Source organism: Mesorhizobium delmotii, from assembly GCF_900149755.1.
Lineage (GTDB): Bacteria > Pseudomonadota > Alphaproteobacteria > Rhizobiales > Rhizobiaceae > Mesorhizobium > Mesorhizobium delmotii.
In genome coordinates this window covers 71674-92180 of the sequence record NZ_FUIG01000036.1, presented here as the reverse complement: position 1 = coordinate 92180, position 20507 = coordinate 71674, and the positions used below count along the sequence as shown (strand labels likewise).

General features: G+C 57.8%; 18 protein-coding genes and 2 pseudogenes. 11 read left to right on the top strand and 9 right to left on the bottom strand.

Annotated elements, in window-relative coordinates:
* Positions 1 to 58: 58 nt before the first annotated feature.
* Positions 59 to 1403 (top strand): annotated as a pseudogene (locus BQ8482_RS21795) (IS5 family transposase).
* A gap of 133 nt (positions 1404 to 1536) precedes the next feature.
* Here the strand turns inward: BQ8482_RS21795 and BQ8482_RS21790 are convergent.
* The 5 genes from BQ8482_RS21790 to BQ8482_RS21775 form a co-directional block, all read right to left on the bottom strand.
* On the bottom strand, positions 1537 to 2373 hold the full coding sequence (locus BQ8482_RS21790; protein WP_123149481.1) for an HNH endonuclease family protein: 837 nt from the start codon (positions 2371 to 2373) through the stop codon (positions 1537 to 1539).
* A complete protein-coding gene (locus tag BQ8482_RS21785; RefSeq protein WP_165848658.1) occupies positions 2370 to 3695 on the bottom strand; it encodes an AAA family ATPase in 1326 nt (441 codons plus the stop codon). Before BQ8482_RS21785 ends, BQ8482_RS21790 begins: the two co-directional genes overlap by 4 nt.
* A gap of 192 nt (positions 3696 to 3887) precedes the next feature.
* Entirely contained in the window at positions 3888 to 4583 is a 696-nt protein-coding gene (locus BQ8482_RS21780) for an IS6 family transposase (RefSeq protein ID WP_425294119.1), read from the bottom strand.
* A gap of 110 nt (positions 4584 to 4693) precedes the next feature.
* Positions 4694 to 4912: a hypothetical protein gene (locus BQ8482_RS37785; RefSeq protein ID WP_133254810.1), complete on the bottom strand. Its 219-nt coding sequence runs from the start codon at positions 4910 to 4912 to the stop codon at positions 4694 to 4696.
* 268 nt (positions 4913 to 5180) lie between these two features.
* Positions 5181 to 5693 (bottom strand): aminotransferase class I/II-fold pyridoxal phosphate-dependent enzyme, encoded by a 513-nt coding sequence (locus tag BQ8482_RS21775; protein WP_123149478.1) that lies wholly within the window; start codon positions 5691 to 5693, stop codon positions 5181 to 5183.
* Between the two features lie 69 nt (positions 5694 to 5762).
* On the opposite strand from BQ8482_RS21775, the gene BQ8482_RS21770 reads away from it, so the two are divergent.
* Both BQ8482_RS21770 and BQ8482_RS21765 read left to right on the top strand, forming a co-directional pair.
* Positions 5763 to 6458, top strand: a complete 696-nt coding sequence (locus BQ8482_RS21770; RefSeq protein ID WP_425294120.1) for an IS6 family transposase — start codon at positions 5763 to 5765, stop codon at positions 6456 to 6458.
* Positions 6459 to 6499: 41 nt separating this feature from the next.
* A complete protein-coding gene (locus BQ8482_RS21765) occupies positions 6500 to 6751 on the top strand; it encodes a hypothetical protein (protein WP_123149476.1) in 252 nt (83 codons plus the stop codon).
* 859 nt (positions 6752 to 7610) lie between these two features.
* Here the strand turns inward: BQ8482_RS21765 and BQ8482_RS21760 are convergent.
* The 3 genes from BQ8482_RS21760 to BQ8482_RS21750 all read right to left on the bottom strand — a co-directional run bounded on the left by BQ8482_RS21760 (position 7611) and on the right by BQ8482_RS21750 (position 11246).
* A complete protein-coding gene (locus BQ8482_RS21760) occupies positions 7611 to 8918 on the bottom strand; it encodes a CapA family protein (protein ID WP_123149475.1) in 1308 nt (435 codons plus the stop codon).
* A gap of 158 nt (positions 8919 to 9076) precedes the next feature.
* The gene (locus tag BQ8482_RS21755; protein ID WP_244602923.1) at positions 9077 to 10414 is read right to left on the bottom strand and encodes a molybdopterin molybdotransferase MoeA; all 1338 of its coding nucleotides are present in this window, start codon (positions 10412 to 10414) and stop codon (positions 9077 to 9079) included.
* 55 nt (positions 10415 to 10469) lie between these two features.
* A complete protein-coding gene (locus tag BQ8482_RS21750; RefSeq protein WP_123149473.1) occupies positions 10470 to 11246 on the bottom strand; it encodes a class I SAM-dependent methyltransferase in 777 nt (258 codons plus the stop codon).
* Positions 11247 to 12145: 899 nt separating this feature from the next.
* Between BQ8482_RS21750 and BQ8482_RS21745 the strand changes: the two are divergent.
* Positions 12146 to 12438, top strand: a pseudogene (locus tag BQ8482_RS21745) (c-type cytochrome); the annotation flags it as partial.
* Between the two features lie 1035 nt (positions 12439 to 13473).
* Positions 13474 to 14202: a phosphonate metabolism transcriptional regulator PhnF gene (gene phnF, locus BQ8482_RS21740; RefSeq protein WP_123149472.1), complete on the top strand. Its 729-nt coding sequence runs from the start codon at positions 13474 to 13476 to the stop codon at positions 14200 to 14202.
* Between the two features lie 772 nt (positions 14203 to 14974).
* Here the strand turns inward: phnF and BQ8482_RS40130 are convergent.
* Entirely contained in the window at positions 14975 to 15202 is a 228-nt protein-coding gene (locus BQ8482_RS40130; protein ID WP_165848654.1) for a hypothetical protein, read from the bottom strand.
* 266 nt (positions 15203 to 15468) lie between these two features.
* Here BQ8482_RS40130 and BQ8482_RS21725 point away from each other — a divergent pair, with 266 nt between their 5' ends.
* From BQ8482_RS21725 to BQ8482_RS21700, 6 genes are all read left to right on the top strand, one after another.
* On the top strand, positions 15469 to 16836 hold the full coding sequence (locus tag BQ8482_RS21725; RefSeq protein WP_123149469.1) for an LLM class flavin-dependent oxidoreductase: 1368 nt from the start codon (positions 15469 to 15471) through the stop codon (positions 16834 to 16836).
* A 280-nt stretch (positions 16837 to 17116) separates the two neighbouring features.
* Positions 17117 to 17584, top strand: coding sequence for a phosphonate C-P lyase system protein PhnG (gene phnG, locus BQ8482_RS21720; RefSeq protein WP_123149468.1), 468 nt, complete (start codon positions 17117 to 17119; stop codon positions 17582 to 17584).
* Positions 17584 to 18174 (top strand): phosphonate C-P lyase system protein PhnH, encoded by a 591-nt coding sequence (phnH, locus tag BQ8482_RS21715; RefSeq protein ID WP_123149467.1) that lies wholly within the window; start codon positions 17584 to 17586, stop codon positions 18172 to 18174. The genes phnG and phnH overlap by 1 nt, the downstream gene beginning before the upstream one ends.
* Positions 18175 to 19272, top strand: a complete 1098-nt coding sequence (locus tag BQ8482_RS21710; protein ID WP_123149466.1) for a carbon-phosphorus lyase complex subunit — start codon at positions 18175 to 18177, stop codon at positions 19270 to 19272.
* On the top strand, positions 19269 to 20138 hold the full coding sequence (locus BQ8482_RS21705) for an alpha-D-ribose 1-methylphosphonate 5-phosphate C-P-lyase PhnJ (protein ID WP_123149465.1): 870 nt from the start codon (positions 19269 to 19271) through the stop codon (positions 20136 to 20138). Before BQ8482_RS21710 ends, BQ8482_RS21705 begins: the two co-directional genes overlap by 4 nt.
* Positions 20135 to 20507: ATP-binding cassette domain-containing protein (locus tag BQ8482_RS21700; protein ID WP_244602921.1), on the top strand; the 373-nt coding region annotated here is incomplete at its 3' end. The genes BQ8482_RS21705 and BQ8482_RS21700, both read left to right, overlap by 4 nt.

The window sequence follows — 20507 nt, the reverse complement described above, 5'->3', positions numbered from 1 at the left end:
CCACACAGAACCCTCCTGATTCACTCGGTTCGGCGGCGGCGAATCGAGGGGACGGCGAATGTCCAAGCCACGCGAGAAGCGCGAGACGGGAGAGCAGGATCTGTTCCGCTCCAGGCTCGATCAGATCATCAACATGAAGCACGAGCTGGTGCGGCTGGCGCAGGCGATCGACTGGCCGGTGCTGGAGGAGCGTTTCGGTGCCGTCTATTCGGACGGCCCCGGCATGCCGCCGCTGCCGACCCGGCTGATGGCGGGGCTGGCGATCCTCAAGCACACTTCAACCTGTCGGATGAGGTGCTGTGCGAGCGCTGGGTGGAGAACCCTTACTTCCAGTATCTCACCGGCGAGACGTTCTTTTGCCATACACTGCCGTTTGACCGCTCCTCGATGACGCGTTGGCGCAGCCGTATGGGCGAGGAGCGGATCGTGGCGCTGTTGCAGGAGAGCCTCAGCCTTGCGGTCAAGACCGGGGCGATGAAGCCGGCCGACACGCGCCAGGTCATCGTCGACACGACCGTGCAGCCGAAGAACGTCATGTTCCCGACCGACGCCAAGCTCATCCACCGGGCGCGCGAACGGCTGGTGCGGCTGGCCAAACGGGCGGGGCTGGATTTGCGCCAGACCTATGTGCGGGTCGGCAAGCTGGCGCTGATCAGCCATCAGCGCTATGCCCACGCCAAGCAGTTCAAGCGGGCGAACAAGCGCTGCGCAGGCTCAAGACCTATCTCGGCCGGACCATTCGCGACATCGGTCGCCAGATCGCCGGCGATGCGGGGCTGGACGCGCTCTTCAAATGGCCGCTCTACCAGGCGGCCACCGTTCTCGAGCAACGCCAGCGCCAGCGCGGCCGCAAGATCTACAGCCTGCACGCACACGAGGTAGAATGCATCGGCAAGGGCACGGCGCATATGCCCTACGAGTTCGGGGTGAAGGTGTCGGTGACCACCACGCTGAAGCGCTCCAAGGGTGGCCAGTTCGCCCTGCATGCAAAAGCACTGCCCGGCAATCCCTATGACGGCCACACGCTGGCAAGCGTCATCCCCGACATGGAAAAGGCCATCGGCAACGAGATCAGCCGCATCCTCGCCGACGCCGGCTATCGCGGCCACAACGCACCGCAGAGCCACTACTTCAGGGTCTTCACCGCCGGCCAGAAGCGCCGCGTCACCCCAGCCATCAAGCGCCAGATGCGGCGGCGGTCGGCGATCGAGCCCGTCATCGGCCACATCAAGAGCGAACACAGAATGGCCCGCAACTACCTCGCCGGCCAGCAGGGCGACGCCCTCAACGCCATCCTGGCCGCCGCCGGCTACAACTTCTCCCTCCTGCTCAGGTGGCTGAAGGATTTTTTGTCGCTCTTGATCGCCCTGCTTCAACTTCGGTCGAAGTCGGTCGCCGCTTAGCGCCCGGATTGTTCACGGTCGACTATCTAGTAACAGAGATAGCGTTTCGCCATTGAGACTGACGCGTGATAGCCGTGCCGCCACAAGGGGCCTGCCAGCGGATGTCGGTTAGGCCGTGGCGTTGAAACCGTCTTCAGGCGGGACCTGGCAGACCCCAGTTGGCAGCGAACCATCTTAGCATCCCAGAGAACGGATGCCGCTGCTTCTGTAGATTGGCGATGTGACGCTCCACCATTTTCCGCGTCGCGTCCTGCAGCGCAGGTTCGTTAAGAACCTCTTTGAAGACCAAAAGTTCGGCATAGGCGGTAAACCGATCGCGCCGAAGAGTCTCGCGGTTCAGGCCAAGGAACTTCGTGGCTGAGTCAACGGCCCGATCGGCACGGGCCCCGCCAGTTGAGCGGATCCAGATTTCTTCATTCGCGATGTCGACCTCGTAGGCGAACAATGGTGCGGGATCTTCGAAATACGGGTTAACGAGGTGTGCCTCTTCGGGCGACCAAAGCGCGACAAAATGCGCATCGGTCAGCGTCTCCGCGTCGAGCGTTAAGCTGACCGCCAGTTGGTCGAGAGCCGGTCCGTTTGGTTTGGCTACCGGCATAGCTGGCGTAAGTGTTCGCGTTCTGAACACCGGAAAATTGTCGCCTTTGTAAGTCTGGTTGCACAGCTGGCAGGCGAAAAGGTAATTGTCGTAGCAGAAAGCCAGCCACCAATAGATTGACTTCGGCCTAAAGTGTTCCACGTCGCCATGCGCCACGGTCTCTGTGCTAGCCTCGCAGTAGGCGCACTTGCCGCCAGTCTCCTTCTTCAGCGCACCCTTGGCGGGTTTCCAAGCCGCAGAGTCGAAATCCATTGAGCCACCCTGGGCAGAGTAGTAGAGATCGATAAGTATCTTGGCCTTCTTCGCGAGATTGGCTCCCTTGAAGCTTGCCGGAATAGCGGTTGCCGCCCGACTACGCGTCAGCTTGATCACGAACGCCGCTTCCGCGTAGGTTTTTTGGCTGCTGCCAGGTTTTTGATAGGGTCCGGCTCATTCTTGCCGGACAACTCACGGGCGACACGCTCAAGTAGCTGGTTAGTGGCGGCTAGGTATGGCGGCACGTCACGCCAGTTAGGTACGTCCGAGAGTTCTTCAGTCAAGGCCCGAACACGGCGCTTTGTCTCGGCATCCTGCGAAGTCTGGCCTGCTCCGATCCCTTGAAGGGTCCTCAGTTCGCTGCGCGCAGCCGCTACCTGAGGCGAATCCAGCGTTTCTAAACCGAAGATGGGGCTCTGCAGAAGTTGATGGAGCATCAGTTTATTGGGTGCGCCTTGGTAGGCCTCCATAATCGTACCGGCCTGTGGCTCACGCCGCATCACGAACAGCTCGCCCTCGTCGGCCGAATGTATAGTCAGCGGAGAGTGCGTCGTGAGCACCACCTGAAGATTGGGAAGCGTCTCTCTAAGGAATTCGACAAGCCGGCGCTGCCAAACAGGGTGCAGGTGCAAATCTATTTCATCGATAAGAAGAACGCCGCGAGCCTTCAATGGATCTTTGTGATCAGCGAATGTCTCGGTGATGCGAAAGAGAAGGTCACCGCACCAAGCGGCCATGGCCTGATAGCCGTCGGAAAGCGCAGCAAGAGGAAGTTCGCCATCTGCCGTTGAAAAAAGGATCTGTCGGCGCTCGCGGTCGATGCGCGAGAAATCTACGTCTGGAAGCAGCGTATGAAACGCAGCCTCCACGACCTGCAAGCCACCGCCTCCCCTGCGATAGTCAAGATCCATCGCCCAGTGCTCAAGCGAGACAAGCGGTGCATCACCTGAAAACAGGGTTCCTGTCGCTTGCGCGCGTGCGCTGCGGAAGGGCGAAGCGCCAGGAAATGAGAAACGCTCATTGGGTGCTCGCCGACTAACGCCATAGCCGACTACAAAATAGTTGCGGTCTGCCTTCGCAACGGCCGCGTCGATCTGCCGGAGCGTTTCGCGATTGGTGTCCAAGAATTCGAACTGCGTCTGGCCGCGCTTGAAGTGCAGACCGGCCCGACGCTCAAGGTTTTCTGCGGTAGCGAAAACGATCTCGATCGATGCGGAGTCCTCGCGGAGACGGATCCAGTCGTTTGGCTCACCGACAAGTTCTGCGATCGCATCCGCTCCGGCCATTACCAAAGCTATTGACCGCAAGACTGAGCTTTTCCCTGTACCGTTCTCCCCAAGCATGTAAGTCCATTTGCGCCCACCGGTCGGCGTCGCGAAGGACAGCTCCAATTCGCGGATCGCACGGACGTTCTGAAGTCTGAGGTGTCGAAGAAACATGGGCGTCATCCAAAATGTGCGTCATAGGCTAGCCGAAGTTTGAAGCGTCGTCTCGCCATACACATATAGGATAGTAGGCAATTTCCCCATAGGCGAACGCGAGGGCGCCATAGCGACAATCGCTTCCGATAGGTCCGCTCGGCGATGTCACGTTGTCTGGCTATGAACGCGCTGAGAGCTGCGGCGCTGTTGTCAGCTGACCACGGTTACGGCTTTCCATTCCGCCATGGCCTGCAGGCGGTGAATATGTGTGGCGAGAGCGGAGCGTTTTGAGCGAGGTGGAACGAAGAGGTTGCGCAGAGCCGAGAAGATCGAGACGAAACGCTGCAGGCTTCCTGGCGACCGGAAGCCCTGCATCACCCGCTCTCGTTTTCGCAGCGGCACATGGGAATTCTCGGCGCGGTTGTTCAATCCTTTGTGTGACCGGTGCTCGACGTCCGGCATCACCTGACGCTTGGCCGCTCCATACGAGCGCAGCTTGTCAGTGATCATGCGCTTCGGTGCGACGCCATGTTTCTTCAACAGGCGCGTCAGCAATCGCTTGGCCGCCTTGGTGTTGCGGCGGTTCTGGACGATCTCGTCGAGGACATAGCCGTCCTGATCGACGGCGCGCCATAGCCAGTGTTTTCGGCCAGCAATGGTGATGACGACTTCGTCCAGGTGCCAGATGTCATCGCGGCTCGGCTGCTTGCGGCGCAAGCGGCGAGCATAATCGGGCCCGAACTTCTTGCCCCAGCGGCGGATCGTTTCGTAGGAGACCACGATGGCGCGCTCCAGCAGCATTTCCTCGACCAGACGCAGGCTCAAGGGGAACCGGTAGTAGAGCCAGACCGCATGGGCGATGATCTGCGGCGGGAAACGATGGCGCTTGTAGCTGATGGCAGGCATTATCATGCCGCCGTCCCTATGCCGCAAATGCTGACGCACGGTTTACGTGACAACACCGGTCCATCCACATCGAGCTCGCCGCCACGCTGCAGCCGATGTCATCGTCGGCCTCACGACCACGGCATCTCAGGCGCCCAACGATCAGTTCCGGTGACGCCACGACGTTTACGATCTTCAGCCGGGGAAATCCGCGCTTCGGCAAGGATGGAACGCGATCCGTTCGCGACTACGACGTCTCCGGTTGCCAGCCATTCATCAACGATGATCGGCAATCCGTAGAAAAGATCATGCGCTTGCCAATGCAGAGCTAGGCGGCTTTCCTCTACCAAGCGATGGAACGTTTCCTTCCGTTGCGAACTCCCTGTCCTCGCCGCCGCCAGCGGGCCGAGTAATGATCCGTCGCACGAACTTGAAGCGTTCGTCAACGGCGAGTGCCTCTGTGTCCTTGCCGGCGACAAGAAAAAAGTTCCTTCCGAGCGAGAGTTAGCGTTCATTCACAGCGCCCTCCAACAGCATCTGGCGAAAATCGAAGTGTGAGGTGGCTACGAAAACGGCGTCAGGCTTTCTTGTTCGAACAACGTGATTGCTCAGCGGCGATCAAGCCATCGGCTTTCGGAAAGACCGGCGACGCTTCGTCTCAACGACTATTCCGGTCTGGCTGTCGGCCGTATTCTTCGCCTTGAACACGGCCGTTTGCTTCGGTTTCGGTTTGGGTGGCGCTTCAGGCTCTGCCCTTGGCTCCGGCGTTTGCTTGGTCTCTTGCTTGTCCTTGCGGGCGCACAGCAAAGCCTTGGCGGTCGCCGCGTCCGCCAGAAAGCCATAAGCGTCATCCTCAATGATCTGGAATCCGAACCTGCGCGCCAAGGCGGCAACGGCATCACGCCGCTCAATCGGCATCGTCCGAGCCGTGGGATTCTGGAGCGTCGGCATGCAGTAGAGAGCCGCGATCCTTTGACGTTGGGCCAGCCGGCCTAGGGCGCGAGGGTTCAGGCCATGCTCATCCATCGGAACCGGCAACAATTCTAAGCCGAGAGCGGCTGCTGCGGCCTGGATGCCGGGCCAAGTCAAATTCTCGACCGCGACCGTGTCACCTGGGCGAGTCGTCGCCATCAGCGCCACGGTGGGCGATGTCACAAAAACGAAGCATCAGGATTTTCAGCATAGACGCGCCCTATGAATATGCCCGCTGTCCGCTACAAGCGCCATCGTTTCCCGCCGCAGATCATCGCGCATGCGGTCTGGCTGTACTTCCGGTTTCCGCTTAGTCTTCGTCATGTCGAGGAAATGTTGCTGGAACGCGGGATCGTCGTTTCCTATGAGACAATCCGACGTTGGGGAAAGAAGTTCGGGCCCGACTACGCCCACCGGTTGCGCCGCAAGCAGCCAAGCCGCGACGATATCTGGCACCTCGATGAGGTGGTGATCACCATCGCGGGCAAGAAACACTGGCTGTGGCGTGCCGTTGACCAGGACGGGTATGTGCTCGACGAAATCGTGCAAGCCCGGCGCAATACCAAGGCTGCCAAGCGCTTGCTGACCCGGTTATTGAAGAAGCAGGGCGGCACTCCAAAGCGCATGATCACCGACAAGTTGCGTTCTTACACTGCCGCCAGGCGTCAGGTCATGCCGAATGTCGAACACCGCTCGCACAAAGGCTTGAATAACCGCGCCGAGAATTCGCACGTACCGCTGCGAAAACGGGAGCGAATGATGCATGGCTTCCGATCACCAGGAAGTCTGCAGCGCTTCGTCTCGATCTTTTCCGCCGTCCGAAATCTCTTCATCCCGCCCCGTGCGAAACGCTCCGCCATTCAGATCCATCTTCACCGCCTGCAAGCCATAGCAGAGTGGAAAGTCGTCACTGTGGGCAACTGACATCCGCCATACAGGCCTCAGCGCGGTCAGAGTCAGATAACGTGACATCACCCTTCGATCTGATCCGCGACCCACCACCAGAGGTACGCAAGCTGCGGCGATATCTGGAGGAGTTCAGCCGCTACATCAGCAACAACGCCGATCTCATTCCGAATTACGCCGAGCGGCACAGCTATGGCGAGGTGGTTTCGACCGCCTTCGTCGAGTCTACCGTCAACCAGGTGATCGCGAAGCGTTTCGCAAAGAAGCAGCAGATGCAATGGACGCCCCGCGGCGTTCATCTCCTCTTGTAACTGCGAACCCGCGTCCTCGACGGCACGCTCGACAGCGACTTCAAACGCTGGTGCAAGGAACGGCGACCACCACCGAACGAGGCGAAAATGGCCGCGTGATGCCCCCAGCTTTTTCATGCTCCCCTTCTTGGCGATAACCAAGGTGACGGGCCTGATGCATTTCGAAGAGGCGTAAGCTATCGCCACTGACAAGAGTGTCACCGCGGCTGTGCTCGACAGTGGCTACTTCATTGACCATCTCGACTTCCAGCCGGACGCCGGACGCCGGGCGTACCGCGGCAAGCGTCGACTGCACCACAGATCGCATTGGTACTGAACTGACTTTCCGATCAGCTCGGCCACGGCACCCATGTTGCCGGGGCGCTGGCCGCGAATGGCATCCATCTCGGCATCGCGCCGAACTGCCGAAACACCGAAGATCAGAGGAGTGAACAAGGCGCGTGTGGCGATTGCGCGCAAGCTTTTGATGATCGCCTTCCAGATCCTGCGTCACCAGCGCGCTTACGGAGCGCTTTGACGACAGCTTGAGGAAGAGGCAACCGGCGAAGCAGAGAGCGATAGGCCATGAACGACGCCCTTCAAAGGTCAATCAGGTGCCGGGAGCGAGGCCCTCCACTCCATCAAGTCAAAGTTCGCCATGTGCCCGAAGGAGGCCTGGCTCACCGCATGTCACATCGACCACGCCTGGCCGATGTTCGGGCGACCGCGGTCGCTGGTCACTGATTACTGATTCCGCAAAGGAGTTCAAAGGACATGCCTTCTATGGCGCAATGCCGGCTCCGGCGGTGGCAGGGTTTGGGATCAATGGCATGATCAAAGATACCTGAAACCGTCGGGCATTGCCGCACAAAACCACGGTTCATGGAATCGATGACAAATCCACTGCACCGAAAGACGTCGACCATCGAATTTTTGTTCCAAGTGTCGCCGATAGGTCAGTCAATTCGGTCCGTATCGCATCCGTGTCTCCTAGGCTCGGCGTCCCCCGACGAGCACGCGGCTTGTCCCGACCAAGATCAATCGGATAGATCAGTATTTTTGTCAAAGCTTCCCCTGAGAAATCGCATACTGGTACAAACGATCGCCATACTCCCGGAATGTTTGTAAACCCTTTTGTTTCCATCGCAGTGCGTTTATCGAGAGCGTCTGCGGGCGACGAACCAACTGGCAGATCAAGAAAATCATAAAACTCCTGAGGAAATTCGTCGATGCTAAAATACTCGAACATGAAATTCCCGAGACTGTAGAATATCGGCTTCTGACGGTAGATTTCTATCCCTCTCAGTTCATGCGATCCATGACATACAACTACATGGGCTCCAGCCTCAATCATGGCGTGTGCAGCGTCAACCAAAAACTCCGCCGGTCCGCATGGGTCATTCCACTGCAGCTCATGAGAATGCAGTGACACAACAACATAGTCCGCCTGTCGTCTGGCCTCGCACACCGACGCGATAATTCGATTCAAGTCTTCGGGATTGGGAGTCGTCCTTGGACCTGGCTTCGGTGAGGCCGTAATATTGAGGGGACCAAACGGCAAGATTTCGGGTGCTGACTTTGTCCCGAAACCTTGGCTAGCAAACCATTCCCGTTCAAAATTCACCTTTGAGATTTCCGCGATTTCCCTAAGAGATTCCATCTGGTTCTGTTCAAGGCCGTATACAGTGTTGTAGCGGAGCGGGTTCACACCTGGCCTCCCGACGACTTCTGCTCCGGCAGGGCCAGCCCGATGTGATTCAAAGAATGTGGATGTGGCCGCAATCAGTGCAACTCGTCCATTGCTTGACTCAAGATATCGCGGCCGGCTCGCCTGCCTCAAGTCAGCCCCGACTCCAGCATGAACAACGCCCATTTCATTGAGCAATTCTGCCGTCTCTTCGAGGCCGCAGTAGGAATAGTCCATAGCGTGGTTGTTTGCCCAGGAAACAAGGTTGAACCCAAAATGCTGAATCATAGCTCGGATGGCATTGCGGCTAGCCTTCATCCAAGTGCCGCCGCTTTCAGCAGATGCGAAGGCATTACGGCTAGCGGCAACAATCTCCAAATTTGTTAGCCGGGCGTCTGCGACTCCGATCACGGCCTGCAGGTTCGTCGGCGCCTCGGATTGCAAGTGGGCCCGAGTGACTATGGCATCACCCGTAGCTGCAAATTTCATCGATCTAGACATGAATGACACCCAAACCTTGTCTTTAAACTCTTCGATAATGTATACGTCGATACGAAACCAGCGACCATAAGTCGACTATTACAGAAGTTTTCCGCTTTCGCCTCGATCAACCGGCCGTCGCGTTTCTGCGAGGCCATGCATACGCAAGGAGCCGGGCATCAGTTCGAAGACAGGGATTCGAAGCTCAGCAGCAGGCCACGCTCGATCGAAACAACATCTGGCGGCAGCATAGCAATGCCGTCGGCCAGGGACATTGCCATCAGGCTTGCCGACGACCCGCGACCGAGCATTTCCAGCAGGGGCCGTCCGGACTCGTCCCTCCCCGTTATCCTGACCGGAACGAATTCAGTCCGTCCAAGGCGCTTTTCGTAAGTGAATCCTGCGATTGCCGTGGACCAGTCGGGCCCCACTCTGCGCAGACCGGCGATCGTCCGGATCGCTGGTAGCGCTATCTGGCGGAAGGTCACGAGCGCCGCGTTGGGATTGCCCGGAAGCCCCGCGAACAGTATCGGCCCGATCATTCCGATCTTGACGGGCTTTCCCGGCCGCATCGCGACCTTCAGCACGACCAGCGAACCGCCGTGGCACCCAAGAGCGGACACCACGTGGTCTTCTTCGCCCGCCGAGACTCCGCCTGTCGTGACCAGGACGTCGCACCTGCGGGGCGCTTCCCCGAACGCTTCGGCCAGCGCGTCCCGCCGATCTGGAATGATCCCGTAGTCGACGATCTCCGCCCATGGCAAGCCCGACATCATCGCGCGGATCATGACGCGGTTGGAGTTGTAGATCTGGCCACGCCCGAGCGGCTCGCCGGGGTCACGCAGTTCGGAACCCGTCGAGATTAGGCCGATGCGCACCTTCCGAAGCACCTCGACGGTGTCCAGGCCCTGTCCCGCCAGAAGCGCCAGCCGCTGCGGCAACAGCTGGTCGCCAGCGCCCATAAGCAGGTTCCACGCCCGAACGTCCTCGCCAGCGTGGCGCACGTTTTCTCCTCGTCGCGGCAGTCTAGCGACGAGGATGCGGTCGCCCACACGCTCGCAATGTTCCTGCATGACGACGGCGTCGAACCCGGAAGGCATGGCTGCGCCTGTGAAGATCCGGATCGCTTCCTTCGGACGGGAGCCTCGTCCGGCATGGACCTCGCCTGCTGCTGCCCGGCCACCAACCGACAGCTCCCACGGACCTGCCCCGCTCAGGTGCGCGGTCCGGATTGCATATCCGTCCATGGCGGAATTGTCGAAAGGCGGAAGCTCGATCGCGGCGTTGATTTCCCCGGCAAGGACGCGTCCGGCCGCATCCATCAGGGGAATGCGCTCGATCTCGGCCACGGTCCTGGCGATCGCGACTGCCTTGGCGACGGCGATGTCGACGGGAATACCCCTTCCCTCCGTAGCTGCGGCGCAGTTTTCGTTCGTGAGTGGTACCGCGTTTTCCATGTCCGCTCTATTTGGGGCTAGCGTGTGGAACAGGTGATCGAAGCCCGCCTGAGCGCTCATTTCATCAGCCCACACTGCGCCGGCCCGGTCACCAGCCGAGGATCATTCCGCCGATCTACTCACCTTTCCGGAACACGGACATGTAGCGCCAAGATGCATTGTCAAACGGACGCTTCTGCCAATCTCCATGGCGTTCGAGGAGTTCGAGTCCGCTAATTCTTGCGAGTAGATCGAGCTCAGTTGGATAAAAATATCGCATCTTGACTGGCATCGTCCGGCTTCCGGCCGGTGTAATCCAAAGGTCTTGAGAGATAAAAAGCTGCTGATTGCGGTCATGTCTGGCAAATCGGACCATGGCGCGCCGCTCATCGACATGCATGACCGTGGTCCGCTGGTTACCATAGATGCCAGCACCAGAGAAATCAGCAGTATACGGGTAGTTTAAATGTATGACGAACCGTCCGTTCGGCCGCAGAGCGTTTGCGACAGACGCCAGGCAGCCGAGTTGTTGTTCCACAGTCACCATATGTGAAAAGGTGTTATTGATGCAGTACACGAGGTCAAATTGCGTACCTAGATCGAACTGCGCCATGTCGCCAAGGTGTGATGTGATTGCATCTCCACCGCCTTTCGCGCGGAGTGAGGCAAGCATCCTTTCCGAATTATCGAGACCGTGAACAGAAGCTCCTGTCTCGGAAAGCGGCAAAGCAATGTGACCATTTCCGACGCCAAGTTCTAACGCGATGCCGTCCTTTGTGAATGGAGCAAGAAAACTCACCGCTCGATCGATCTCGACGGACTTATTGAGCGCCTCCGCATATTCATCATAAATATCGCTCCATATTTCGCCATACGCACTATAAGCGTCTTTTATTTGCCCATCATCATTCATAACGCTTTCCTCATTTTCAGTACTGCAAGAGGAGGCACCTCGGTTTGCCGAACTGAATGGCACCTATCGCCGCGTGCTGCCTCAAATCATGCTACTCAGCGCGCGAGCAAACTAACCTTCTCTTTGATGAGCCATCGGACGCTCGCTTGCGCTGACCTCGTCCAAGAATATTTGGCTCCAGATTTGAAAAAGAGCGGCGTTCCACGCATAGTGGAAGGTCCGCTTCGGGAAATTTCGTTCGACGTTTTGAGCGAGGATACCGATGTCTTTCGTCCCGGGAAGCCGTTGCGCCGCTACAGCTTGACTGAACGATCACCTCATGATGGTCGGTGTGAAAGTAATCTGCGACCGCGTTCAATTTCCGGGTCGCCGGGGCCGTATCCAACCGTGAAAGTCGATAATGGTAAGCCGGGACGAGACCGGCGCAGAAGGGGCGGTGATTGCAGCTGGGGTCGATGCAGCCGCCAAGTGAAACACCCACCCGTCCGGTTATATTAACTGCTGCTCGACCGATGGAGTTCTCAAGTAAGCTTAAAAGTTCGGTCGGATTTTGTGCCCCAGTGGGAACATCGTAATCAGCCGGGACGGGTGGCAGCCGTATGTGATTATAGCCCGAGGCCCCGAACGTTTCCGCATACCCACTCACTACAGGCCTTACCTGGTCCATCATCATTGCCTCCTTCATTAAACAGAGACTGAACGCCCCTTCGAAGAAAATCAATAGGAAAATTGAAGTTAATTTCATGTATAAATAAATTACGATCAAGCAACAAATTACTATACTAAACGTAGTACGTGTAACGTATTTGTAATATATTTGGCATATGACAGTCATAGTTGGCCTCGCCCGATTGGTTCCCGTAGCCCTGGCTGCCATACCGCTCCTGTGGCGGAAGCGGTGTCACAACGCCGAAACCGATGCGAACAAGGTCGGTCCGACGTTGAAGGGCGTCATTGGTGGGACCGCCGGACCGCGCCGGGGTATTCCTATTCGCAGGCGATGAAGGGTGAGGGCGCCGGCCTCGTCTGGGACGGAACGAACCTGGCGGAATACCTGGCCGACCCCGGCCTGAAGAATCCTGACGACGTCAAGAACGTCATTGCCTATCTGAAGAGCATCCAAATGAGCGGGCAACTGTGGCCACGGTTGTGCTGGCGAGGACGCGCGCAGGGGGCGTCCGGCACGCCCTGAGCGATCTAAACGTCTTCCAGCGAGCGGCAGATTGTATTGCTCGCGGCTCAGCTTCTCGGACTTCACGCCGAACTTCTCGCGTCGCAGCTCGCTGACGATCATCTCCAGCCGGCGGCGCGCCTCCTCCGGCTGCGTCAGCGCCTCTCATCCTGATCGTCGCGCTATAGGTCGGCATCAATCTCTTTCACCGGCTGGCGCTTGAAACCCCGAACAAGCCCGGCAATCAGCCGCTTCTGCCTTGCCTTGCTCATTTCGATGACGGCGCCGATCATATTATGCTGTTCGAGAGCGGTAGGGGTCGACTCGCGTCGAAAGACTGCGGCATGGCGCGCCTCACTCGGCTGAGAGTTGGTTGTAAAGCGTCGAAAGAAGCCACACCTTCGCCCCGCTGGCCCATAGCATCTACTCGGTGGACCAGGCCAAGCGTTCAAGCTTACGTGCTGGAGATAAGGGTCGCCATCGGCCACGGCCCTCCAGCAAGGTCAAAGCATTGCGGTTTACCCCATGCAACTGTCGGGTTTGTCGGGTCCACGACACAGGCTTGTTTAGCCAATCTATTGCTTGCCTCAGGCTAAGTGGCTGAAAAGCAGTCACAAGAGCTTATGTTCGACTCGACCAGCCAATTTGGCACGATTGTTGAAGTTCTGCGCTTTAAGGCGGCGGGAGCCGTGACCTGGATTCATGTCGCGGTAAACCGCTCATGGCGAAGTATGGAGCAACGTCTGTCATGAATGTGCGGAACGCTTAATGAGCTCATCGAGAGGGCGCCGGCAGTCGGGTTTCTGGCGCCATTTGCACAACAATGTTCAAACCACAGTTTAATAAGAATGCTCGTTCAGGTGTCCCCGGAGCACGACAAACACTGCGCAGAACGGTCCATCGGACCATCAGTCACGCCGTGCTCTTGCTTTACTCCAATAAAGGACCGGTCGCGCAAAGCAGTGGACGTTTACTGCCGGTCAGGTCATCGTGGTTGTTCCTGCGCCTTTCTGTAAGGAGAGGATTACAGACGCAAGTCGAAGAAAGTGCTCAGCAATGAAGCGTTGGGAAGTGGTTCGCTCGGCGATCCTCAGTGATATCGATGCGGGTGTGTTCGAGGACGGGCGCTTGCCTGGCGATCTTGTTTTGGCAGAACGATTTGGCGTCAATCGTCACACGGTGCGCAATGCCATCAAGGTGCTGGAATCCGAGGGTGCTTTGCGCGTTCAACATGGTGTGGGAACATTTGTTGCCGATGATTTGGTTGTAGACAGATTCAACAGTGATCGCAGGTTCACTTATAAACTACTTGGTCAGAACAAATCCTTGAAGGCGGAAATACTGTCGATCAACGAAGCTTCTGTCGAAGCAGATATCGCGAAGCATTTGAACATCGCTCCAATGGCACTGGTCGCTGAGCTCAGATCGGTCTCGTTCATGAACGACTCGCCCTTAGCGACCGGAACGAGCTACTTCCCAATCGACCGAGTTCCGGGTCTTGCCGCTGCGTTCGAGGGGGAAGACTCCGTCGCTGCAGCCTTAAAGCGCTGCGGGATTGCCGAATACAACAGAAGATGGACCCGGATAACCGCCCGGAGACCCACCCCACAAGAAGCACAGCGGCTGCGAATATCTTCATCCAGCCCCGTACTCGTTGAAACCAGTGTCGATGTAATCCCGGATGGGTTACCGATTAAATGTTCTTCCAGCGCCATACGAAGCGACCGATATGAGTATCTTATTGAAGGCAACGAGGATGACCCCAGTCGGAGTGATCTAACATAGGCCGCCAGCCGTGCTTCGGCCGAAACGAGCTGGGTATAAGCTTACCGACGGCGGGCAATCTGACTTGCCGATCATTATCTCTTATCGCTGCGGTCACCTTTGAAGAGGTAAGATCGGGATCGCTGCGCATCCCGCTCGTTGTTTTACATCAAAAGCAATGGCCGACTTGACGATATGGGTATCCATCCGGCGAGGTACGCGGACGGACCTATTTGTTTTCGTCGCGATGGATGGCGATGAGGTTTGAAGGCTTTCGATGCCGAATTCGGAGAAGGCCCTGACGCCGTCTTCGTAGTCTGGTATCAATCGGCGAGATTACCCCGGAGACGGTAGCCGCGTTTCTCAAGGCAGCGGCTCGCTCGGCGCCACCTGGATAATGCGCTACAGGGTCCTGAGCGGCTTTTACCGGTTCGCCGTCAGCCGCGGCCATGCGGCGTTCTCGCCGCTGCCGACAACAATCCCGAAGCTGCCACCGCAACAGACGCCATACGGCTCAACGGAAGAGCTCTTATATTCGTTTGCAAGCTCCTTAGTCATGTTTTCCCTCCCGGCTTTGACGACGAAGGCACATGCGTGAAGCTGTTGAACAAAGGGGGGAGACAAGGCATTTAGACGACGGCTGGCATACTCTTATGTGCGGGTTGGGCACCGCATTTCCGCATGTTCATCTGGGGCTGCCTCGGTCTAATCCGTCTTATGCACGACGTTGCGGCTGAGAGGCTAGCGGATGTAGCCTAAGCGATTGAGTTGGCGTAGGATTCGGTTGTCTAAGTCAACCCTGCCACCGCTTCTCGCGAGCCATGGCCGACGATACGTTGCTGCCGCTCTCTTTTCCAGCCATTGGACGCAAGAAGATCACAGCTGCGTTTGACGGCGGACGCATCACCTCGGATGGCGGCGTCATGCTTTTCGGAATGAGGACGAAATGGAACCCGGAGCCGATATTTCGACCACAGAGTTCACGCAAGCCGAACACGCCGCAGTCTACAAGTACATCCACGGAGGAAACCTGTCCGCCATTCTTGGGAAAATGCCGGGTCGACCGACACCTACTCTCGGGTTTTGTCGAGTCCGCGACACTGTCGTGTTCGGCCGGGTTGGCTGCTGCACTTCATTTAAGCCATTGAATAGTGTGCTGAACATTGTTCTGAGGGTCTTTCTGCGCAGTTGGCACAGGTTTTGAAAGCTCCCTCCTCGCGAGGCGGCAGGAACTGAACCGCGATTGGTCGCCTATCACGTGAGGTAGAGACTTCGAAGGAGAGAGCTATGTCTGCAGATCAAATGGCACTGGGTGCTTTTCTGCGCCCGGGCGGCCATCATGAGGCTGGATGGCGCCATTTGAACGCGCATTCCGATGCCGGCGCTAATATCGAACGGTATATATCCTATGCAGCAAAGGCGGAGGCGGCCGCATTACATTTTGTATTCGTAGCTGACAGTGCCGGTGTCCGTGAATCGACGACCGGAGCGATGTCGCGGTCCGGCCGAATTGACGGGTTCGAGCCTACCACCTTGCTGGCAGCCTTGGCCATGACTACCAAAAGCATCGGTTTAGTCGGTACAGCGTCGACCACATTCAATGAGCCATACCATCTTGCGCGGGTGTTTGCATCGATCGACCATTTGAGCCGCGGTCGCGTTGGTTGGAACATCGTAACCTCGTCAAATCCGTTTGAAGCGCAAAATTTCAAGATGCAAGCGCTTCCTTCCCACGAAGAGCGATACCAACGTGCAGCCGAATTCATGGAGGTCGTCGAAGGATTGTGGGATAGTTGGGCGGACGATGCATTTATTAGAGAGCGTGAATCCGGGCTATATTTCGACCCACAGAGAATGAACTTCTTGAACCACAATGGGAAATATTTTGCAGTCCGCGGTCCTTTGAATGTATCCCGTCCACCACAAGGATATCCTGTCCTTGCACAGGCAGGTAGCTCGCCGACAGGTGCCAGGTTCGCAGGTCAATATGGCGAACTGGTCTTTACCGCGCAACAAAACATCGAGGACGCGAAGGCGTTTTATAAATCGGTCAAGGGTTTTGCAAGGGACCGCGGTCGATCTGATGCGGACCTTTTGGTGATGCCGGGAATCGTCCCAATCGTCGCGCCGACAGCGGAAGAAGCTGAGGAAAAGCTACATACGTTTCAGTCGCTAATCCACGAAGACGTTGCTCTTGAATTGGCTAAGCGACTCCTCGGCTACGTAATCGATGTCGATAAACGTTCGCTCGATGATCCGGTTCCCGATGGCTTAGGTGAAACAAACAATATGCAGAGTCGTCAGAAACTGCTGATCGAGACTGCGAAGAAGAAGCATTTCACGATCCGTCAACTCGCAGCTCTGCTCAGTATTGGAAGGGGACATTTGGTTTGCGTTGGGTCGCCCACGGGAATTGTCGACCAAATGGAGCAGTTTTTTATTGATGGCGCCGCCGATGGCTTTATTATAATGCCGCCAATGTTCCCAGATAGTTTGGATGATTTTGTTCAACTTGCTATTCCAGAACTTCGGCGAAGAGGTTTGTTCCGCCGTAATTATAATGGAACAACCCTGCGCGAAAATCTTGGATTAACGCGACCAGCAAATGATAGGACGAACCAAATGGGAAATAAACCTGCTGCGCCTGCAGTGTAATGGAGTTCTGATCGACATTCTAACCTCCGACTATGTGACTTCGAGCCTGCCGCACTCGCCCTGCATCTTGACCGAACGCGGCATGGCGCTGCACAGGGCGATTGCGACGGTGACAGCCAAACCGGCGGACGCGGTGGGCTCAAGGATCGCGGTCGGATTGCGCCCGGTCAAAGGGCGGATCTACTGCGTATCAGGCTAGTCGGTGGAGTCCCAGTCATTCGTGACCTTTGCGCCGGCGGACGACAATATCTTTGGAACCTTTTGAAAAAGGCGATTTAGGATGCTTGCCGATTCCTCACACGAGCCAGCTGCCATGCGGTCGCGCTGGATGAGTGTGCTGGCCAAATCCTCTGTGGACGATCTTGACGCGATGTGGACTGGTTCCGACCGTGACATTGCTGTCGTGTGGTTGCGCAAGCCGCAGGTAGGGCTAGTAATGGTGCGCGGTCGCGCCGGCGCGACCGGCAATCCGTTCAATCTCGGCGAAATGACTGTGACGCGCTGCTCACTGCGCTACGAGAACGGCATTGTAGGCCATGGTTACGTGCAGGGACGCAATAGGCGGCAAGCGGAATTGGCGGCGCGGCTTGATGCACTGCTGCAGCAGCCAAATCGGCAAAGTGAGTTGCTGGCCACGGTAATCGAACCATTACATCAACGGCAGGTCGCGCGACGCATGGAGCGGAGCCGCAAGGCCGCCTCGACCAAAATTGAGTTCTTCACCATGGTCCGCGGGGAGAATGCGTGATGGCTTCGGCTCTGGCAGCCGGATTTGGCGATCCGGTTTTCGATACACAGGCAGTGTTTCGTGGGCTGATGTCGGCCATCGCCTATCCCGGCCGCGTGGTTTTGATTGACCGAATCCTGCCGACGCCTGCACCACTCAATGTCGCAACTACCGCGCTTTGCCTCAGCCTCGTCGATTTCGAGACACCGGTCTGGCTCGATCATAGTGGAGGAAGCCAGGACGTGCTGTCCCATCTGTGTTTTCATTGCGGCATGCCTGTCACTCCCGATCCAGGTGCGGCGCGCTTCGCGCTCATCGCCGACGCAGTCGCCATGCCACGACTTTCTGATTTCGATGCCGGGGAGGTCGAATATCCAGATCGTTCAGCGACCATCGTGATCCAGGTTCCCTCATTGACGGACGGGCAACGAACAAGTTGGCGAGGTCCCGGAATTGAGCGTCCGACGCTCGCCGCGATCGGCGGGTTGCCGGAAAACTTCTGGCAGGACTGGGACCTCAACCGGGAAACCTACCCGCTCGGCGTCGATGTGTTTTTCACCTGCGGCAAGGCCATTGTCGGGCTACCGCGCACGATCACCGTGGAGGTGTAGATGGCTTACGCTGCGGTCAAAGGTGGCGAGCAGGCCATCCTCAATTCGCACAAGCTGATCGCTGAGGAGAGGCGCGGTGATCCTGCTCTTGCCGAGTTTACGCCAGCGCAAATCGCCTCTCAGTTAGGGCTCGGCGTCGACAGGGTGATTGCTGAAGGCTCGCTCTACGATCGCGACCTTGCGGCCTTGGCGTTGAAGCAAGCCCAAGGCGATGCGATGGAGGCAATCTTCCTGTTACGCGCCTATCGCACCACCTTGCCGCGTATCGGTATGTCGGAGCCCGTCGACACGGGCAAGATGGCGGCGCGTCGTCGTATTTCGGCAATTTTCAAGGACGTACCCGGCGGGCAGCTGCTCGGTCCGACCTATGACTTCACTCATCGGCTGCTAGATTTTGCACTGGCGGCTGAAGGTGGGGTGGGTGAGCCCAAGGCGGAAATGGCCCCCGAACCGCTCGAAACATTGCCGCTGGTTATCCAGCAGCTTGACGACGAAGGCCTCATCGAGCCGGAGGTGCCGACTGGCGAACAGGAGATATTCGACCTCACGCGTGAGTCAATATCCTTCCCCGCCGGTCGTGACCAGCGCCTTCAGAGTCTGGCTCGTGGCGATGAAGGGTTCGTACTGGGCTTGGCCTATTCCACCCTGCGCGGGTATGGACGGAGCCATCCTTTTTTGGGCGAGCTGAGGCTCGGTGAGGTGACGGTGGAATTGGTCCCTGAAGAACTGGGCTTAGCCATCGAGATCGCCGAGATCACGGTCACCGAATGCCAGATGATCAACCAGTTCCGCGGCACGGCAGAAAGCGCCCCGCAATTCACCCGTGGCTATGGCCTGGCTTTTGGCCAAAATGAGCGCAAAACCATGTCCATGGCGCTGGTCGACCGAGCGCTTCGCGCCAAGGAACTCGGCGAAGCCGTATGCTATCCCGCGCAGGACGAAGAATTCGTGCTGTCGCATGCCGACAATGTCGAGGCCAATGGCTACGTCGCCCGTTTCAAGCTGCCTCACTATGTCGACTTCCAGGCCGAACTGCAACTGGTGCGCCAGTTGCGGGATGAGTGGCACCGCAAAGCCATGAAGGACGCTGCCGAATGAGTTTCGTGCAAGAGGCCGAAGACGGCTACAACTTCGCCTATCTCGACGAACAGACCAAGCGCATGATCCGGCGTAGCCTGCTCAAGGCCCTGGCCATTCCAGGCTATCAGGTGCCATTCGGCGGGCGCGAAATGCCCCTGGCCTATGGCTGGGGTACGGGCGGCATCCAAGTTACTGCCTCGATCATTGGTCCTGAGGACAGACTCAAGGTCATAGACCAGGGCGCGGACGACACGGTCAATGCGGTGTCGATCCGTAAATTCTTCAAGGTCGTTTCAGGCGTAGCAACGACCGAGCGAACCAAGGACGCGACGATCGTGCAGACCCGCCACCGGGTTCCGGAAACCCCGTTCGGGGAAGATCAGATCCTGGTGTACCAAGTGCCGCAGCCCGAGCCCCTGCGGCGGGTGGAACCGCGCGAGACCGAAACGCGTAAGATGCATGCCTGCGCCGAATATGGTGCCATGCAGGTGACCCTCTACGAGGACATCGCCCGCTTCGGCCATATCTCGATGACCTATAGTTATCCGGTGCTAGTCAACGACCGGCACCTGATGGAGCCGAGCCCGATCCCGAAATTCGACAACCCCAAGATGGACAAGTGCCCCGGCATCCAGCTGTTCGGCGCTGGGCGTGAAAAGCGCATCTACGCCATTCCGCCCTATACTTCCGTCCGCTGTCTCGATTTCGATGACTATCCGTTTCAACCGCAGACGTGGAGCGAATGTTGCGCCCTTTGCGGGTCCAAGAGCAGCTTTCTCGACGAGGTGATCATGGACGACAGCGGCACCCGCATGTTCGTGTGCTCCGATACCGACTATTGCGGTAGCCGGCAGGCTGAAGAAGCCGCACAGGCCAAGCCATGAACACGCTCCATAAGCTTGCGCCCACGCCGGCATTGCTTGAAGTTTCTGGCCTGTCCAAGTGGTATGGTGGACAAGTGGGATGCCTGGGTGTCTCCTTCGCCATCCGGCCCGGCGAGGTGCTGGGCATCGTTGGGGAAAGTGGGTCGGGCAAGTCGACGCTGTTGAGCTGTCTTTCTGGGCAAATGGGGCCTGACACGGGCTCAATCATCTACGACATGAAGGAGCGCGGACCGGTCGACACATTGTCGCTCTCTGAGCCGGAACGACGCCGCCTCGTACGCACCGATTGGGGCCTCGTCCAGCAGCGCGGGATGGCCTTAGAATGGAGGTTACCGCCGGTGGTAATATCGGTGAGCGACAGATGGCGCT

Excerpts from the sequence above, each read along its gene's own strand:
- BQ8482_RS21785 (WP_165848658.1), bottom strand. The coding sequence starts at position 3,695 with ATGTTTCTTCGACACCTCAGACTTCAGAACGTCCGTGCGATCCGCGAA.
- BQ8482_RS21725 (WP_123149469.1), top strand. The coding sequence starts at position 15,469 with ATGTCTGCAGATCAAATGGCACTGGGTGCTTTTCTGCGCCCGGGCGGC.
- BQ8482_RS21750 (WP_123149473.1), bottom strand. The coding sequence starts at position 11,246 with ATGAATGATGATGGGCAAATAAAAGACGCTTATAGTGCGTATGGCGAA.
- BQ8482_RS21705 (WP_123149465.1), top strand. The coding sequence starts at position 19,269 with ATGAGTTTCGTGCAAGAGGCCGAAGACGGCTACAACTTCGCCTATCTC.
- BQ8482_RS21770 (WP_425294120.1), top strand. The coding sequence starts at position 5,763 with ATGCCCGCTGTCCGCTACAAGCGCCATCGTTTCCCGCCGCAGATCATC.
- BQ8482_RS21710 (WP_123149466.1), top strand. The coding sequence starts at position 18,175 with ATGGCTTACGCTGCGGTCAAAGGTGGCGAGCAGGCCATCCTCAATTCG.
- phnF (WP_123149472.1), top strand. The coding sequence starts at position 13,474 with ATGAAGCGTTGGGAAGTGGTTCGCTCGGCGATCCTCAGTGATATCGAT.
- BQ8482_RS21780 (WP_425294119.1), bottom strand. The coding sequence starts at position 4,583 with ATGCCTGCCATCAGCTACAAGCGCCATCGTTTCCCGCCGCAGATCATC.
- phnG (WP_123149468.1), top strand. The coding sequence starts at position 17,117 with ATGCTTGCCGATTCCTCACACGAGCCAGCTGCCATGCGGTCGCGCTGG.
- BQ8482_RS21775 (WP_123149478.1), bottom strand. The coding sequence starts at position 5,693 with ATGGCGACGACTCGCCCAGGTGACACGGTCGCGGTCGAGAATTTGACT.
- BQ8482_RS21755 (WP_244602923.1), bottom strand. The coding sequence starts at position 10,414 with ATGAGCGCTCAGGCGGGCTTCGATCACCTGTTCCACACGCTAGCCCCA.
- phnH (WP_123149467.1), top strand. The coding sequence starts at position 17,584 with ATGGCTTCGGCTCTGGCAGCCGGATTTGGCGATCCGGTTTTCGATACA.
- BQ8482_RS21760 (WP_123149475.1), bottom strand. The coding sequence starts at position 8,918 with ATGTCTAGATCGATGAAATTTGCAGCTACGGGTGATGCCATAGTCACT.